The organism is Bradyrhizobium sp. Kon10, assembly GCF_055807395.1.
Window position 1 is genome coordinate 42,257 of the sequence record NZ_JBVVOZ010000018.1, and the last position, 16,472, is coordinate 58,728.

At 65.8% G+C, this 16,472-nt stretch carries 17 protein-coding genes; 9 read left to right on the forward strand and 8 right to left on the reverse strand.

Annotation, left to right across the window (positions count from 1 at the left end):
- Positions 1-2: 2 nt before the first annotated feature.
- The 5 genes from mepA (at position 3) to modC (ending at position 4,141) form a co-directional block, all read left to right on the forward strand.
- Entirely contained in the window at positions 3-947 is a 945-nt protein-coding gene (mepA, locus tag AC0L2O_RS23625) for a penicillin-insensitive murein endopeptidase (protein WP_409190978.1), read from the forward strand.
- A gap of 350 nt (positions 948-1,297) precedes the next feature.
- The gene (locus AC0L2O_RS23630; protein WP_473371387.1) at positions 1,298-1,801 is read left to right on the forward strand and encodes a hypothetical protein; all 504 of its coding nucleotides are present in this window, start codon (positions 1,298-1,300) and stop codon (positions 1,799-1,801) included.
- A 180-nt stretch (positions 1,802-1,981) separates the two neighbouring features.
- On the forward strand, positions 1,982-2,767 hold the full coding sequence (gene modA, locus AC0L2O_RS23635; protein WP_473371388.1) for a molybdate ABC transporter substrate-binding protein: 786 nt from the start codon (positions 1,982-1,984) through the stop codon (positions 2,765-2,767).
- Positions 2,768-2,780: 13 nt separating this feature from the next.
- Entirely contained in the window at positions 2,781-3,476 is a 696-nt protein-coding gene (gene modB / locus AC0L2O_RS23640) for a molybdate ABC transporter permease subunit (RefSeq protein WP_369719682.1), read from the forward strand.
- A gap of 2 nt (positions 3,477-3,478) precedes the next feature.
- Positions 3,479-4,141 carry a molybdenum ABC transporter ATP-binding protein gene (modC, locus tag AC0L2O_RS23645; RefSeq protein WP_369719683.1) on the forward strand — a complete coding sequence of 221 codons (663 nt, stop codon included), beginning with the start codon at positions 3,479-3,481 and terminating at the stop codon, positions 4,139-4,141.
- A gap of 143 nt (positions 4,142-4,284) precedes the next feature.
- On the opposite strand, the gene AC0L2O_RS23650 is transcribed toward modC, so the two are convergent.
- Complete coding sequence (locus AC0L2O_RS23650) at positions 4,285-6,078, reverse strand: potassium/proton antiporter (protein WP_473371389.1); 1,794 nt, start codon at positions 6,076-6,078, stop codon at positions 4,285-4,287.
- A gap of 232 nt (positions 6,079-6,310) precedes the next feature.
- On the opposite strand from AC0L2O_RS23650, the gene AC0L2O_RS23655 reads away from it, so the two are divergent.
- From AC0L2O_RS23655 to radC, 3 genes are all read left to right on the forward strand, one after another.
- Positions 6,311-7,627, forward strand: a complete 1,317-nt coding sequence (locus AC0L2O_RS23655) for a mechanosensitive ion channel family protein (protein ID WP_473371390.1) — start codon at positions 6,311-6,313, stop codon at positions 7,625-7,627.
- A gap of 128 nt (positions 7,628-7,755) precedes the next feature.
- Positions 7,756-8,574, forward strand: coding sequence for a type I methionyl aminopeptidase (map, locus tag AC0L2O_RS23660; protein WP_473371391.1), 819 nt, complete (start codon positions 7,756-7,758; stop codon positions 8,572-8,574).
- A gap of 89 nt (positions 8,575-8,663) precedes the next feature.
- Positions 8,664-9,377 carry a RadC family protein gene (gene radC / locus AC0L2O_RS23665; RefSeq protein ID WP_473371392.1) on the forward strand — a complete coding sequence of 238 codons (714 nt, stop codon included), beginning with the start codon at positions 8,664-8,666 and terminating at the stop codon, positions 9,375-9,377.
- Positions 9,378-9,424: 47 nt separating this feature from the next.
- On the opposite strand, the gene AC0L2O_RS23670 is transcribed toward radC, so the two are convergent.
- Complete coding sequence (locus tag AC0L2O_RS23670) at positions 9,425-9,730, reverse strand: glycine zipper domain-containing protein (protein WP_369719688.1); 306 nt, start codon at positions 9,728-9,730, stop codon at positions 9,425-9,427.
- Positions 9,731-9,890: 160 nt separating this feature from the next.
- Positions 9,891-10,265: a hypothetical protein gene (locus AC0L2O_RS23675; protein WP_369719689.1), complete on the reverse strand. Its 375-nt coding sequence runs from the start codon at positions 10,263-10,265 to the stop codon at positions 9,891-9,893.
- Between the two features lie 306 nt (positions 10,266-10,571).
- On the opposite strand from AC0L2O_RS23675, the gene AC0L2O_RS23680 reads away from it, so the two are divergent.
- Positions 10,572-12,161, forward strand: coding sequence for a peptidoglycan-binding protein (locus tag AC0L2O_RS23680; protein ID WP_473371393.1), 1,590 nt, complete (start codon positions 10,572-10,574; stop codon positions 12,159-12,161).
- Here the strand turns inward: AC0L2O_RS23680 and AC0L2O_RS23685 are convergent.
- The 5 genes from AC0L2O_RS23685 to AC0L2O_RS23705 form a co-directional block, all read right to left on the reverse strand.
- The gene (locus tag AC0L2O_RS23685; RefSeq protein ID WP_473371394.1) at positions 12,158-13,426 is read right to left on the reverse strand and encodes an RNA polymerase sigma factor; all 1,269 of its coding nucleotides are present in this window, start codon (positions 13,424-13,426) and stop codon (positions 12,158-12,160) included. The two genes, AC0L2O_RS23680 and AC0L2O_RS23685, sit on opposite strands and share 4 nt — an antisense overlap.
- A 31-nt stretch (positions 13,427-13,457) precedes the next feature.
- Positions 13,458-13,865: a YciI family protein gene (locus AC0L2O_RS23690; protein WP_369719692.1), complete on the reverse strand. Its 408-nt coding sequence runs from the start codon at positions 13,863-13,865 to the stop codon at positions 13,458-13,460.
- A 124-nt stretch (positions 13,866-13,989) separates the two neighbouring features.
- Positions 13,990-14,682, reverse strand: a complete 693-nt coding sequence (locus tag AC0L2O_RS23695) for a protease inhibitor Inh/omp19 family protein (RefSeq protein ID WP_473371395.1) — start codon at positions 14,680-14,682, stop codon at positions 13,990-13,992.
- On the reverse strand, positions 14,682-15,671 hold the full coding sequence (locus tag AC0L2O_RS23700) for a 2-hydroxyacid dehydrogenase (protein WP_473371396.1): 990 nt from the start codon (positions 15,669-15,671) through the stop codon (positions 14,682-14,684). The genes AC0L2O_RS23695 and AC0L2O_RS23700 overlap by 1 nt, the downstream gene beginning before the upstream one ends.
- Entirely contained in the window at positions 15,671-16,471 is an 801-nt protein-coding gene (locus AC0L2O_RS23705) for an ABC transporter permease (RefSeq protein WP_369719695.1), read from the reverse strand. Before AC0L2O_RS23705 ends, AC0L2O_RS23700 begins: the two co-directional genes overlap by 1 nt.
- Position 16,472 lies beyond the last annotated feature (1 nt).

Here is a 16,472-nt window from a genome sequence, read left to right on the forward strand (position 1 = left end):
GCATGAGTCTCCGCCGAATCGCCCCTCTCCTGCTTGTCATGACGCTCCTGGCCGCCGGCGTCGCGCTGGCCCAGGACAAGGGCAGCGTGAACCCAAAGCCGCTGCCGCCACTGGCCAATCCGAACGATCCCAAGATCGGGGCCAAAGAGCTGTTCGCGCGAAAGCTGCTGCCCTCGGCGGGGCCGGCGCGCGTGATCGGCTCCTATGTCAAAGGCTGCATCGGCGGCGCCGTCGAGATGCCGCTCAACGGCGACAATTGGCAGGTGATGCGGCTGTCGCGCAATCGCTATTACGGTCACCCCGACATGATCGCGCTGCTCAAGCGGCTCGCGGCCAAGGCGCACAAGGACGCGGGCTGGCCCGGCATCCTGGTCGGCGACATCGGCCAGCCGCGCGGCGGCCCGGCGCTGTCGGGCCACGCCAGCCATCAGATCGGCCTCGACGCCGACATCTGGCTGACGCCGATGCCGGACCATCGCCTCTCGCGCGAGGAGCGCGAGGAGACGTCGGCCGTCATGATGGTGCGCGACGACCGGCTCGACGTCGACCCCAAGGTGTTCACGCCGGGTCACGTCCTGGTGCTGCGCGACGCGGCGCAGGAGCCGGCGGTGCAGCGCATCTTCGTCAATGCCGCGATCAAGAAGGCGCTGTGCCGCGAGGCCAAGGGCGACCGCTCCTGGCTGTCGAAGATCCGGCCGTGGTGGGGCCACGATTATCACTTCCACATCCGCATGCGCTGTCCCGCGGGCGCAACCGAATGTCAGAGCCAGCCGTCGCAATCCGAGGACGAAGGCTGCAAGCCGTCCGATCTCGCCTATTGGTTCAGCGACGGCGTGCTGCATCCGAAGCCGCCGCCGGAGCCGCCCAAGCCGAAGCCGCCGATGACGCTGGCGCAGATGCCAGCCGCCTGCAAGGCAGTGCTGCACGCGCCGGATGCGAAGCGGTAATTGATGCGCGCGGGGACGCCGCTTGCCAATACTCCGCCGTCGTCCCGGACAAGCGCGCCTAAGCGCGCGCAGATCTGGGACCCATACTCCCAGGGAGAAGGCGTAGCGCGGGCTGACAATTCCGAGTCTTCGCCAAATTGCTTCCTGTGGCTATGGATCCCGGATCTGCGCGCGCTTTAAGGCGCGCTTGTCCGGGATGACGGCTGGATGGTTGGTTCGTCTGATGGAAATGCGCTAGGATCAGCTTGCCGCCGTGCCGTAAGCCCGCGGCATCCCGGGACGCGCATCCCGCTCTCCAACAAAACTGACAGCAAGCCCGCAGCTTCGCGTGGCCAACGATGAGATTTGACATGCGCGTCCTCACCTTCCTCGCTGCGCTTTCGATCAGTGCGACCTCCGCCCTCGCCGCCGAGGAACCGAGCGGCTGCGACAAGTTCAAATGGCCGATCGAGCGCGAGCGCGCTGCGCTCACCGCCCCGGATCGTGTCAAGCTCGCGTCGGGCAGCGAGCAGGCGGCCCTGCCGTCGTCGGCGATCACGCTCGGACTGGTGACGCCCGCGGATGCCAAATTGCCCAGCCCACCCGAGCGCGCGCCGAAGGACGGCAGCTTTGCCGGGTTCACGAGCATCAAGACCGCGAAGGCCGGGCTCTATACGGTCAGCCTGTCCAGCGGGGCCTGGGTGGACGTGATCCAGGACGGGCACGCCCTCAAGCCGGTCGCCTTCAGCGGCGCGACCGATTGCGACGGCATCCGCAAGACCATGAAATACCAGCTGTCGGCGCAGCCTTTCGTGCTGCAAATCAGCGGCGCCAAGGACAATTCGCTCTCGATCGCGATCCTGCCGGCGCAATAGGCAAACGGTCGCCTTTGACCTGACGCCGCAGCCTGCTATCTTCGCAGGTGCGATATCCCGGCCGGCCGTAAGCCGTCGCAAGGACCCGTGGAACAGCGCTTCCGCCCGTCGCAAGCCAGACCCCACCCAACGCCAGTTGCGCGCGCGATCTCGCGCGCGGGCTCGGACGGAGCGCATCTGATGTTTCGTATTGCCGCACTTGTCACCGCTTTCGTGATCCTCGCGGGCGTGGGCCCCTCGCCTGCCGCCGCAGAGGACAAGACCATCATTGTGTTCGCCGCCGCCTCGATGAAGAACGCGCTCGACGAGGTCGACGCCGCCTACTCCGCCCGGACCGGCGTCAAGTTCAGCGTCAGCTATGCCGCGAGCTCGGTGCTGGCCAGGCAGATCGAGCAGGGCGCGCCGGCCGATGTGTTCGTCTCCGCCGACACCGACTGGATGGACTACGCGATCGCAAAGAAGACCATCAACGAGCCGACCCGCGTCAATCTGCTCGGCAACAGCATCGTGCTGATCGCGCCGAAGGATTCGAAAATCGACAACGTCACAATTGCGCAAGGCTTCGACCTGGCAAAGCTCGCCGGCGACGGCAGGATCGCGACCGGCGACGTGAAGTCGGTGCCGGTTGGCAAGTACGCCAAGGCTGCGCTCGAGAAACTCGGGGCGTGGCAGGCGGCCGAGCCGAAGTTCGCCATGGCCGAGAGCGTGCGCGCCGCGCTGACGCTGGTGGCCCGTGGCGAAGCCGCGCTCGGCATCGTCTATTCCACCGACGCCAAGGTCGAGCCCGGCGTCAAGATCGTCGGCACCTTCCCGGCGGATTCGCATCCGGCGATCATCTATCCGGTGGCCGCGACCACGACGGCGAAGGCCGAGACCAACGATTATCTGACGTTTCTGCGCTCGACCGCGGCGAAGACCATTCTTGAAAAATACGGCTTCAAATTCCTGATCAGCCCCACGACGTGATGTTCACCAGTTGATGTCCGAGATCTCGCCTGCGGAATGGACGGCGATCCTGCTCTCGCTCAGGGTCGCCATCATCGCGACGCTGGTGGCGACGCCGTTCGGCATCGCGCTGGCGTGGCTGCTCGCCCGCAAGGAGTTCTGGGGCAAGGCGGTGCTCGACGCATTGGTGCATCTGCCGCTGGTGCTGCCGCCGGTCGTGACCGGCTACCTGCTGCTTCTCACCTTGGGCCGCCGCGGCCTGGTCGGCGCTTTCCTGGCCGACCATCTCGGCATCGTTTTCGCGTTCCGCTGGACCGGCGCTGCGCTCGCCTGCGGCGTGATGTCGTTTCCGCTTTTGGTGCGCCCGATACGACTGTCGATCGAGGCGATCGACCGCCGGCTCGAGCAGGCCGCGGAAACACTGGGAGCTGCGCCTTTCAAAGTGTTCGTCACGGTGACGCTGCCGCTGGCGCTGCCCGGCGTGCTCGCCGGCATGGTGCTCGGCTTTGCGAAAGCCATCGGCGAGTTCGGCGCCACCATCACCTTCGTCTCCAACATTCCCGGCGAGACCCAGACGATCTCCTCGGCGATCTATTCGCTGATCCAGACGCCCGACGGTGATGCGGCCGCGGGCCGGCTCGTCATGATCTCGATCGTGCTCGCGCTCGGCGCGCTGATCGCCGCCGAATGGTTCGCCCGCCGCGCCACCGCGCGGCTGCACGGGAATTGACGATGCTGCGCGTCGACGTCGAAAAGCAGCTCGGTGAGTTCTCGCTGTCCGCATCCTTCAAAAGCGAGGGCCGCGTCATCGGCCTGTTCGGTGCGTCCGGGGCCGGCAAGACCTCGCTGGTCAACATGATCGCGGGCCTGCTGCGTCCCGACCGCGGCACCATCGTCATTGACGGCGAGACCGTGGACGACACCGCCGCCGGCATCCACATCCCCACCTGGCGCCGCCGCGTCGGCTATGTGTTCCAGGACGCGCGGCTGTTTCCGCATCTCAATGTCGCGCAGAATCTCGACTATGGACGGCGGATGAATCGCGTGCTGCCCGATCCGGCGCAGCACAAGCGCGTCGTCGACCTGCTCGACATCGGCGCGCTGCAAGGTCGCCGCCCCGGAAAGCTCTCCGGCGGCGAGCGCCAGCGCGTGGCGCTCGGCCGCGCGCTGTTGTCCAGGCCGCGCCTGTTGCTGCTCGACGAGCCGCTCGGCGCACTCGACGAGGGCCGCAAGCTCGAGATTCTGCCCTATCTGGTGCGGTTGCGCGACGAGGCCAACGTGCCGATGGTCTATGTCAGCCACGACGTCGCCGAATTGCGCCAGCTCGCGACCCAGATCGTGATGCTGAAGCAGGGGCGGGTGACGTCGCTTGGCGGGGTGAAGGTGCTGACGTGAGGGTGCAGCCCGCCGCCATCGTCATTGCGAGCGAAGCGAAGCAATCCAGAGTCTTTCCGCGGCGACAGTCTGGATTGTTTCGCTGCGCTCGCAATGACGGGGTTGGCTCCGGCCTGCCAAACTCAATGCGGGCTGCGTAGCGGCTAAACCCCCGCCACCGACGTCCAGAGATCCGCGAGCTTGCGCCGCAGCGCTTGCCGGCGCGTCAAGGGCGCGGGCGTTTCCTCGTCTTCCGGCAGGCGGAGGCCGACGACGTTGACGCGGCCGCCGGAGATGCTTCGCGCCACAAGCACGATCTCGTCCAGCGCGAGCTCGGCGCCCTCTTTCGGCGCGCGATCGAGGTTGATGTCGAACCAGTCGGCCAATGTCAGTTTGGCTTCGTCCTCACTCACCTTCACGCCGTAGATCTCGGCGAGTTCGGCCAGCGTGTGTTCGCCGGAGACCATGAAGTCGCCGAGCAGATGCGGGTCGGGCGCCGTGCTCGGCTGCATGTCGACGAAGAAGCGGTCGAGCGACTCGGCCTTTTCCGGCGGCGCCAGCAAATAGATGTAGTCGCCGGGCGCGATAGGATCGGCTTCGACGGGCGTCAAGATGTTCTCGTTGCGGATCACCAGCGTCGGCTTGGACCAGGACGGGATCAGGCCGCGGCGGAAATACAGGCTCTTGGGCCGCACCGGATAGCCGACGAGCTGCTGCTCGAGCTGGCCAGGCAGATCGAGCTCGACGCGGCGCGGCCCGCGCTCGGCGCGGGGCAGCGCCACGTGCAGCTTGCGCGCGGCGGGTGCCAGGGTCCAGCCTTGCAGCAGGAGCGAGATGATGACGACGACGAAGGCGACGTCGAAATAGAGATAGGCTTTCGACAGGCCAACCAGCATCGGGATCGAGGCCAGGAAGATCGCGACCGCACCGCGCAAGCCGGTCCAGGCGATGAAGATCTTCTCCCGCCAGTTGAAGCGGAACGGCGCCAGGCACACGAACACGGCAAGCGGCCGCGCCACCAGCATCAGGACGAATGCGACCCCCACCGCCGGCAGCGCACTGGCGCCAAGCCGGCTCGGCGAGACCAGCAGGCCGAGCAGCACGAACATCACGATCTGCGCCAGCCAGGTCGCCGCATCGAGGAAAGCCACCACCGAATTGTGCGCGCGCGTCGGCCGGTTGCCGATGACGATGCCGGCGAGATAGACCGCGAGGAAACCCGAGGCGTGCATGATCTGCGAGCCGCCGAAGATCACCAGCGCTGCGGTCGTGACAAACGGCGCATGCAGGCCCTGCGGCAAGGCCACCTGGTTGAGCGCGATGACGACCAGGCGCCCGCCGATCACGCCGACAATGGCGCCCAGCACCGCCTCCTGCGCGAACTCCGTCAGCACATGCGTGGCCGTGCCCGTTCCCAGCGAGATGTATTCGACCAGCATCAAGGTGAGGAAGATCGCGAAGGGATCGTTGGTGCCGGATTCCACTTCCAGCGTCGCACCGACACGCGGGCGCAGGCGCAGGCCCTGGGTATGCACCAGCAGGAACACCGCGGCGGCGTCGGTCGAGGCCACCACGGCGCCGACCAGCAGCGACTCGGTCCAGTTGAGGTCGAGGGCATATTTCGCGAACGGCGCCGTGATCAGCGCGGTCAGGAGCACGCCGACGGTTGCGAGCGTCACCGACGGCGCAAGCACGGTGCGGATGCTGGCAAAGCGTGTCCTTAAGCCGCCGTCGAACAGGATCAGTGCCAGCGCCACCGAGCCGACCAGATAGGTGGTGCGGACGTCGTCGAACTGCAGCTGCCCGGGTCCGGAATCGCCCGCCAGCATGCCGATCGCGAGGAAGACGAGCAGCAGCGGCGCGCCGAAGCGCAACGCAAGCAGGCTCGACAGGATACCGGCCATGATCAGGACGGCGCCGAGCAGAATGGCGATGCTGACGGAATCGAGAGAGGCCATCCACCTTCCGGTTACAAAGCGCTGGCAAATCGCTGGCAAATCACTGGAATGGCATCCTTATCGTCGGCAGACTCCCGCGCCAACATATTTTCTCCCGCTCGCGGCGATCTGCCCGTATTTTGCGGCCTTAACGCGCGTCAGAGGGCGGTGTATCGATGGTCCCGCCGCTGCCTTTGTGGGATTCTGCTTCTCCCTCGAATCAATTCCGACCGCTTCCCGACGAGACCTCGCGATGGACATGGACCTCAAAGACCTCATGGAGCTCGTGCAGACAACTGCGCGCGGCGTCGGGGCGGAAATCTCCTCGCCCTGGTTCTACCTGCAATTTGGTCTGATTCTGGTGGCGACCGGGATCGCCTATGCGGCGGAGGCCGCCGTTCGCACCCGCGTCGACATGACGTCGCTGGCGATGAGCTGGCCGCTGCCGCTGCGGCACTTCGTCCGCGTCATGGTGTCCAGCGCCTCGGCGGCGGTGTTCACCCTGGTCGTGATCATCTCGCGCATCGTGATGTACCATGCGACCTGGCCGAGCCGCAGCTATCTGCTGATGGTCGCCGCCAAGCTCGGCTTGGCCTGGCTCGCGATCCGCCTCTTGACCTCGGTGCTGCGCAACGAATTCATCGTCAAGCTGGTGTCGATCACGGCGTGGTTCGTCGCAGCGCTGTCCATCCTCGGCCAGCTCGATGCCACGGTCGAGCTGCTGGACTCCTATGCGATCGTGCTCGGCGGGTTGCGGCTGACGCCGCTGCTGGTGCTCAAGGCCGGAGCGCTCTTGATCATCGCGCTCTGGTTCACCAACGTCGCCAGCAATTTCGCCGAGAGCAAGATCAACTCGGCCTCCGACCTGACCCCGTCGATCCAGGTGCTGCTGGTCAAGATCATCCGCATCGGACTGCTCGCCATCGCGATCGTGATCGCGCTCGGAACGGTCGGCATCGACCTCTCGGCGCTCGCGGTGTTCTCCGGTGCCGTCGGTGTCGGCATCGGTATCGGCCTTCAGAAGATCGTGGCCAATTTCATCTCGGGTATCATCCTGCTCGCCGACAAGTCGGTGAAGCCGGGCGACCTCGTCACCATCGGCGACAATACCGGACGCATCAGCGCGATGAAGACGCGCTATATTTCCGTCGCCGCCGGCGACGGCCGCGAATTCCTGGTGCCGAACGAGGATCTGGTGACGCAGAAGGTCGTCAACTGGACCTATACCGACAAGAACACGCTGGTGAAGATCACCTTCGGTACCAATTACGATGCCGATCCGAAGCTGGTCTGCAAGCTCGCCATCGACACCGCGGCCGCCCATCCCCGCGCGCAGAAAGCCAAGCCGCCGAACTGCATCCTGACCGAGTTCGCCGAAGCCGGCATGAAGTTCTCGCTGACCCTCTGGCTCGCCGACCCCGACGGCATGGACAACGTCAGGAGCGACGTGATGCTGGCGCTGTGGGACGCCTTTAAGCGCGAGGGCATCCGGGTTCCCTATCCGGTCCGCGAAATCCGCGTCCGCGGCGGCGCGCTCCCGGTGGAAACCACCGTAGAAGTCCCGAATTGAGCCGGCTTTCGGGCGCATGCCCGCCAAGCTTGGCTTGCATGAAGGCCCGCGATCATTAAATTGGGGCCTGAAATCAGACCCTTGCGCCCACCTCGATACCGGCCCCGTGCCGAGAAGACCGCATCCGCATGAGCTACGTTGAAGCCACCGATACCTCGCTCCGCAAAACCGGACAGATCAAGCTGCATGGGCCGAGCGCGTTTGCCGGCATGCGCAAGGCGGGCGCGCTGGTGGCCAAGTGCCTCGACGAACTGACCGACATCGTCGGGCCCAGCGTGCCGACCGAGCGCATCGACCAATTCGTTCGCGACTTCGCCTTCAGCCACGGCGCCTATCCGGCGACGCTGATGTATCGCGGCTATCGCTACTCGACCTGTACCTCGCTCAACCACGTGGTCTGCCACGGCATGCCCGGCGACCGTCCGCTGAAGGAAGGCGACATCGTCAATATCGACGTCACCTTCATCCTCGACGGCTGGTATGGCGATTCCAGCCGGATGTATGCGGTCGGCCCGATCGCGCGCAAGGCCGAGCGGCTGATCGAAGTGACCTACGAAGCCATGATGCGCGGCATCGCCGCGGTGAAGCCCGGCGCCACCACCGGCGACATCGGCCACGCCATCCAGAGCTTCGTCGAGCCGCAGGCCATGAGCGTGGTGCGCGATTTCTGCGGCCACGGCCTCGGGCGCATGTTCCACGACGAGCCGAACATCATCCATATCGGCCGGCCCGGCGAAGGCGTGCAGCTCAAGCCCGGCATGTTCTTCACCATCGAGCCGATGATCAATCTCGGCAAGCCGCATGTAAAGATTCTCTCCGACGGCTGGACCGCCGTGACCCGCGACCGTTCACTCTCGGCGCAGTTCGAGCACTCCGTCGGCGTCACCGCCACCGGCGTCGAGATCTTCACGCTGTCGGAGCGGCACGGCGAGAAGCAGATCGGGTGAGCGTTTCGAGGCGCTGCCTGGACCGCTAGAGCAGCGGCACCGCAATTGGCGGTTGCAAAAGCGCCGGTCCGCGGCAATGCTGGCGGCCGATGCCCGCCAAAGCCGACCACGACAAGAGCAAGCCGGACGACGCGCCGCACTATCTCGGCCATCGCGAGCGGCTGCGTGAGCGTTTCTATAGCGCGGGGGCGGATGCGCTCAGCGACTATGAGCTGCTGGAGATGGCGCTGTTTCCGGCACTGCCGCGGCGCGACACCAAGCCGCTTGCGAAGGCGCTGATCAAGACCTTTGGTTCATTCGCCGAGGTCGTCCACGCACCGGTGGCGCGGCTGCGCGAAATCGAGGGCGTCGGCGAAGGCGCGATCAACCAGCTCAAGCTGATCGCCGCTGCTGCGCACCGGGTCGCCAAGGGCGAGGTCAACAGCCGCAACGCTCTGTCGTCCTGGAACGAGGTGATCGACTATTGCCGCACCAGCATGGCGTTTGCCGACAAGGAGCAATTCCGGCTGCTGTTTCTCGACAAGCGCAACCAGCTCATCGCCGACGAGGTGCAGCAGACCGGCACGGTCGACCACACCCCGGTCTATCCGCGCGAGGTGATCAAGCGCGCGCTGGAATTATCCGCAACCGCGCTGATCCTGGTGCACAACCACCCCTCGGGCGATCCCTCGCCGTCGCAGGCCGACATCCAGATGACCAAGGCCATCATCGACATCGCCAAGCCGCTCGGGATTTCCGTGCACGACCACATCATCGTCGGCAAGAGCGGCCACACCAGCCTGCGCGGGATGCGGCTGATTTAGTTGCCGCTCACGGTTCAACTGCGTGCCCGCTGGAAGCGGATGACCGCTCAGTAGCAATACCTGGGATCGACGGGGACATAGCGGCCGTCGGGGCGCTGCATGTAGCAGCCGCGCTGATAGGCGTAGTATCCGGAGCGGCGGCGCTCGCCTTCGGAGGCGATTGCGGCACCCGTGCCGGCGCCGACGACGGCTCCGATCGCCGCGCCACGGCCGCCGCCAAGCGCGCCACCAACGATCGCCCCACCGACGCCGCCGAGGATGGCACCGCCAATTGCATCCTGCGCCACTGCTTCATGGACCGGCATCGCCATGGCCACGGTCAGACACGCCGCAATTCCAAGACCACGAAGCATTCCAAGCCCTCCATTGTGCTGAAACACGTCATAGCGCCGCCAGCGGATTCGAGCCAGAACAATCGCAGATCGCGGGGGTTGACGCCGTGCGCGACGGCGCCGGAGTCCGGGCTCGAAGGCATCCCAGACCGCATGCGATGCAGCCGCCGCCAACATCATCTCAGGGCTTGACCCAGCGCTCCACGGCTTCGACGGTGTCGGCCGGCGTCGTGTTGAAACAGATCGCCGCCTCCGGTGCGAGCCGGTGGACCAGATTCACAATTCTCTCGAACAGCAGTAGCCGTTGCCTGGGCTCGCGCAGGCCGGCTCCGATGACGATGCAGTCGAAGCGCTCATCGCGCAACGCTGCCGTCACGCTGGCTTCCGCGGTCGCGTCGAGATCGATGAGGCAGCTTGTGACCTCGTAGCCGAGATCACGCAGGCGCAGGAGCTGCGCCTCGATATAGGTACGCACGAGCTCCGGCGTGAGCTGCGGAAACGCGCTGTAATCCGCACTTCCAGGCTCGATGCCGATCGCGAGGACGCGATTGACCAAGCAGGTCTCCTTGCCAAACAAACTCCATAGCTAACGGACGACCGGCCTTGCCGGTTCCCCGACTGGCGCAGTCGTGTCGTCGGCCGGCCGCTTCGGACTGCACTGCCGCAATCGGGGCTCTCGTGACCCTGGCCACAGCTGCTCCGCTGATTTCCCGCCGAGCGTGTAAGCCATTTCACATACCCCGGAGCGGCGGCCTGCCACATTCAGCGGGCCACGCCGAGAGCCCCTGCCCGCCGATGGCACGCGGCTCGCGCCTGACTTGCACGACGAACCAATATTTTATGAATTCGCGGGAGCGGGAAAATGGTGTCATTCGAGACTCTGAAGAGCGAATATGAGCGAAACTGGGCTAATCTCGAGATCCGGCCCGCACGCCTCGCCGAAGCCAACGCCGTCGCGCGCAAGGCGATCAATGGCAAGGCGAGCTATCAGCAGGTCGAGCGGCTGACCGGGGTGCCCTGGCACTTCGTCGCGCTGTGCCATTATCGCGAGTCCAATTTCGATTTCGACACCTATCTCGGCAACGGCGAGACGCTACATCGCGCGACATGCCTGGTCCCGAAAGGGCGCGGTCCGTTCGCCTCGTTCGTCGACGGCGCCGTGGACGCGTTGAGGATCGAGAATTTCGTCGGAACGCAGGACTGGGGCGCCGCGCGGACCCTGTTCAGGCTCGAGTGCTTCAATGGCCTCGGCTATCACGCCAAGGGCGTCAACTCGCCCTATCTCTATGGCGGCTCGACCCTCTACGGGCCGCCCGAGGCACGCGCCGGCAAATTCGTCGCCGACCACGTCTTCGACCCGGGCCATGCCGACTCCCAGCTCGGCACCGCGGTGATCCTGCATGCGATGATGTCGCAGGATTCCTCGATCACGCTCGACGGCAGCCCGCCGATCGCCGGCCGTTCCGAACCCGACGACGACATGGCGCCGTCGGTCCTGCTGATGCAGCAGACGCTCAACAAGCTCGGCGCCAATCCGCCGCTCGACGAAGACGGCATCTGCGGACCGAAGACCAAGGCCGCCGTCTCGCAATTCCAGCAACGCAACGGCCTGAAAGACACTGGCCTGCTCGACGGCACCACGATTGCCGCGATTACGAAGGCCACGCCGCCAGGACCGTTGGTACAGCCCGCTGACCTCTCCCAGATCCTCAAGCGGCTGGAAAACCTCACACAAGTGGTACCGCCAGCGGCGACAACACCGACGGGCACGACGTCGGGAGCATCGCCTGTCGAGCTGTCGCAAATCCTGAGCCGAGTGGAAAATCTCACTCAGCTCCTGCAGCCGGGCGCGGCGACGCCGACAGGTGCAACGCCGGTCGCGGGCCCGCTGACAGCAACGGCGCCCGGAGCGCAGCCCAACCAGCTCTCTCAAATCCTGAACCGGGTCGAGAGCCTCGCACAGCTGTTGCAACCGGGAGGAGCCACAGCGGCAAGCATACAGCCCGCGGCCAACAATGCAGTCAGCGTGCTCGAACGGCTGTTCTCTCTCGTCAGCAACTCGGCTCCCGCGCCCGGAACAGCGGCGGCGACAAGTCCGGTTGCGACCGATCAACTCAAACAGGTGGTCGACCTGCTCAGCGGTTTGCTCAGCAACAAGCCCGTCCTCGGCCAGGTCAATGGCGCGCTCGGCGACACCATCGGCAATCTCCTGAACGGCAAGAAAACCGCGCTCGGCATCGGCGGCTCGCTCATCACTGCGCTGCTCTCCGCGGTAACGGCAAGCCCGAACGCGGGAGGTCTTGCCGGGCTGTTCGGGACGATCGCCTCAGCGGTCCCGGGCCTGAGCCAGTTCGCGCTCCCGATCTCGCTGGCGCTCACAGCCTGGGGCGTGCTCGGCAAGATGGAGAAATGGGCGCAAGGCACCGCGCCGCCGCCCAAGCCGACATCCTAGAGAGGCTCGTCGCGGAGGGCCTCAGCGCGGCGCTGCATCAGCGCACGTTCGCGGCCGTTGGTCGCGAGCTGCGCGGCGGCCTCGAACGCCAGACGCGCCTCTGCGAGCCGCCCGAGCTTTTGCAGGAGGTCGCCACGAACCGCCGGCAGGTGATGATAGGCCGTCAGCGCCGGCGCGCCGGCGATCGCATCCACGATGTCAAGACCGGCCTGCGGTCCGTCGGCCATCCCGACGGCGACCGCGCGATTGAGCTCGATCACCGGCGAGCGCACCAGCCGCGCCAACTCGGCGTAGAGCTGCGCGATGCGCCGCCAATCGGTGCTTGCAGCCACATCCGCGGTGGCGTGACACGCCGCGATGGCGGCCTGAAGCGCGTAGAATCCGCTCGCGCCGCCGAGCTCGCCGGCGCGTTCGAGCGCGCGCAGGCCGCGACGGATCTGCAACCGGTCCCAGAGCATGCGATCCTGGTCCATCAGCAGAATGGGATCGCCGTTTGCATCGGTGCGCGCATGCAAGCGCGAGGCATTCAGGTCCATCAGGGCGACGAGGCCATAAACCTCGGGCTCTTCCGGCGCGAGAGCGACGAGCACCCGGCCCATGCGCAGCGCCTCGTCACAGAGTTGCGGCCGCAGCCATTCCTCTCCCCGCGCCGCGAGGTAGCCCTCGTTGAAGATGAGATAGACAACCTCCAGCACCGAGCCGAGGCGCTGTGACAACGCCTCGCCGCTGGGGGTCTCATAGGCGAGGCCGGATTCCGACAGCGTCCGCTTGGCGCGGACGATGCGTTGGGAGATCGTTGCTTCCGGCACGAGGTAGGCACGCGCGATCTCCGGCGTGGTCAAGCCGCAGATCATGCGCAGCGCCAGCGCCGCGCGGGCCTCGCGCGACAGGATCGGATGACAGGCCGTGAAGATCAACCGCAACAATTCATCGCCGATGTCATCGTCGAGCGCGGCATCGAAATCCGGCACGGTCGCCTGCTCCTGCAACATGTCCCGCGCCAGCATGCCGTGCTTGTCCGCGAGCATCTTGCCGCGGCGCAGATGATCGAGCGCCCGCCGCCTGGCGGTCGTCATGAGCCACGCGCCGGGATTCTCGGGCACGCCCATGCTTGGCCAGGCTTCCAGCGCCGCAACCAGCGCGTCCTGGGTCAGCTCCTCCGCAAGCGGCACGTCGCGCAGCATCCGCGACAGCGTGGCGATCAGCCGCGGCTGCACGACACGCCAATTGGCGCGGATGACGCGATCGATGTCGGCGGCGGTCATCGCCGCCGACCGGGGTGGACTGTCTCAGCCATCAGGCGTGGGCGGCTACCCCCGCGCGCGCGTCGACCTCGCAGGCCACGTCCACGCCCGGCGTCGCAAATGCCCGCAATTCACACGTGCCTTCCCAGCCCGGCATGTGGTCGAGGTGCAGCTGCATGAATTCCTTGGCCATCGTCAGGGCCTCCTCCTTGTCGCGCAGCTCGAATATCGCATAGCCGCCGATCACCTCCTTGGCCTCCACGAACGGGCCGTCGATGACGCTGAGCTCGCCATCGGCGACATGCACCCGCGCGCCGGTCGCGAGCGGCATCAGGCCCCCATTGTCGAGCATCCGGCCGGCCCTGATCTCCCGCTCGGAAATCCGCTGCATCGCCTCCATCAGCGCAGGTGACGGGCCCATAGGGGGCTTCGGGGAGGTGACGATGTACATGAAGCGCATGCAAAACTCCTGTTGAGGCGAGACGCCGCCGTTTCGGCCGCAAAATCAGCTCGCTAGGGAGATGACGGTCCAGCCGACGCCAGATCGACACAAGTCATGAAAAAATTCGAAAGCCGGGCGGCGCCTACTGCCGCAGCAGGATCAGGGGATCGGCAGTATCGGGCACGCGCCGCCACTGCGCGTTGTCGTCGGCCTCGAACTGCCAGGCCTCGCCCGTCTTCGACAGCAGGATGATTTGGCCGCGCTCCAGCCGCCATTGGGTCGGGTCGAACTGCGCAATGGCCGCGTCGCATTTCGGCTTGAGGAAGACCTGGAAATTGTCCGGGCCGGCTTCCGTGTTGGTCAGCGTCAAGCCGCAGACCGGCTGACCGTTGCCGCGCACGATCGACCAGTCGCCGATCATCTGGTCCATCGACTTGGCCATCGAGCGGGCGGCGGCGAGGTCTTGCAGGATGTAGACGCCCTCGCCCTGCCGCAGGCCTTCGAAAATGCCGGCCTCGACCTCGGTGAAGTCGATCACGGATTCACCGGTCGCATCCTGCAGGCGAACGATGTCGAGACCCCTGACGCTCCAGGCGACGATGTCCTTGGTGAACGGCAGCGCGGTCTTGCAGGCCGGCTCCAGCTCGAGCTTGAAACCCTGCCCGGTGGGGTCGGCTTTCATGGTGACGACGCAGGTCTTGCTGCGTTCGGTGGTCGAGAGCTCCCACTGCCCGACCATCTCTTTCTTCAGCGTCGTCGCATCCTGCGCCCGCGCAGCGCCGATTGCGGCAAGAGATGCCGCGACCGCCAATGCGAAGACCCGGACAGCGATCATCAGCGCCCCTTGACCGGCGTTTCCGCAACCGGCGTCAGCGGCGCCTTGCCGGCGAACCAGGCCTTGAGATTGTCGACCACGAGCTGGTCCATCGCGTTGCGCGTCACCACCGACGCCGAGCCGATATGCGGCAGCAGGATGACGTTCTGCATGGTCTTGAGCTCGTCCGGCACGTTGGGCTCGGCCGCGAACACGTCGAGGCCGGCGGCGAGGATGGTGCCGGACTTCAGTGCCTGCACCAGCGCCGGTTCGTCGACGACGGAGCCGCGCGCCACGTTGATCAGCACGCCGCGCGGGCCGAGCGCCTTCAGCACCTGGGCATTGATCATCTTTTCGGTAGACGCGCCGCCGGGCACGATCACCATCAGCGTGTCCACTGCCTTCGCCATCTCGATCAAATCGGGATAGTGCTTGTAGGAGACGTCCTTGGACGGATTGCGCGTGTGATAGACCACGGGCACCAGCGACGCATCGAGGCGGCGTGCGATCGCTTGGCCGATCCGGCCCATGCCGACAATGCCGACCTTGCGGTCGCGCAACGAGCCGACGCTGAGCGGATAGTTCTGCGTCTGCCACAGGCCGGAGCGCACATAGCGGTCGGCCTTGATGAATTCGCGCAAGGTGGCGAGCAGCAGGCCCATCGCGACGTCGGCGACCTCCTCGGTCAGGACATCAGGCGTATTGGTGACGACGATGTCGTGCTCGGCCGCATATCTGGCATCGACGTGGTCGTAGCCGACGCCGAAGCTCGCGACGATCTCGAGTTTCGGCAATTGCGACAGCGAATCCTTGTCGGCGCGGACGGTATGATAGGTCACGGCCATGCCGCGGATCTTCTCGCGGACCGCCGGCGTCAACCGCTCGAGATCGCCTCGCGTCTCAGCCTTGTGCACGACGAAATGATCGGAAAAACCGTTCTCGAGGATCGGCCGCACCGGCCCATAGATCAGGAGGTCGATCTTGTCGGACGAAATCGAACCGGCGGTCATCAATTTTCCTTTCCAAGCGCGCTCTCGTGCCAGCGCCGTAAAACGAGGTGGGAAACTAGCGCCAGCACCCCATAGATGACAATCCCGGCCAGCGACAACAACAGCAGCGCTGCGAACATGCGGGGTATGTTCAACCGGTAGCCGGATTCGGCGATTCTGTAGGCCAGCCCGGAGCCTGCGCCCGCCGTTCCCGCCGCAATCTCGGCCACGACAGCGCCGATCAGCGACAGTCCACCGGCAATGCGCAGGCCGCCGAGGATGTAAGGCAGCGCCGCCGGCAGCTTCAGGAAACGCAGGGTCTGCTGTGGCGAGGCGCCATAGAGCTGGAACAGTCCCGCGAGGTTGCGGTCGACCGAATTCAGCCCGAGCGTGGTGTTGGACAGCACCGGAAAAAAGGCGACGATGAAGGCGCAGACGACGACCGCGGTCTGCTGCTCCAGATAAATCAGCAGCAGCGGCGCGATCGCGATCACCGGCGTGACCTGAAGCACGACGGCGTAGGGGAACAGCGAATATTCCACCCATTTGGACTGGTTGAACAACAGCGCCAGCGCGATGCCGCCAAGGCTCGCCGCGACAAAGCCTTCCAGCGTGGTCAGCAGCGTGGTCGCGAGCGATTGCGACAGCACCGCCCAGTCCTTGATCAGCGTCAGGAAGATGGCGGACGGCGCCGGCAGCACATAGGGCGGGATCTCCTTGACGCGAACCACGAGTTCCCAGACCATCAAGCCGGCGGCGAACACGATGACGGGCAGCACGAAGCGTACCGCGCGTTGCGCGCCGGACGGTCTGGTAGTCATG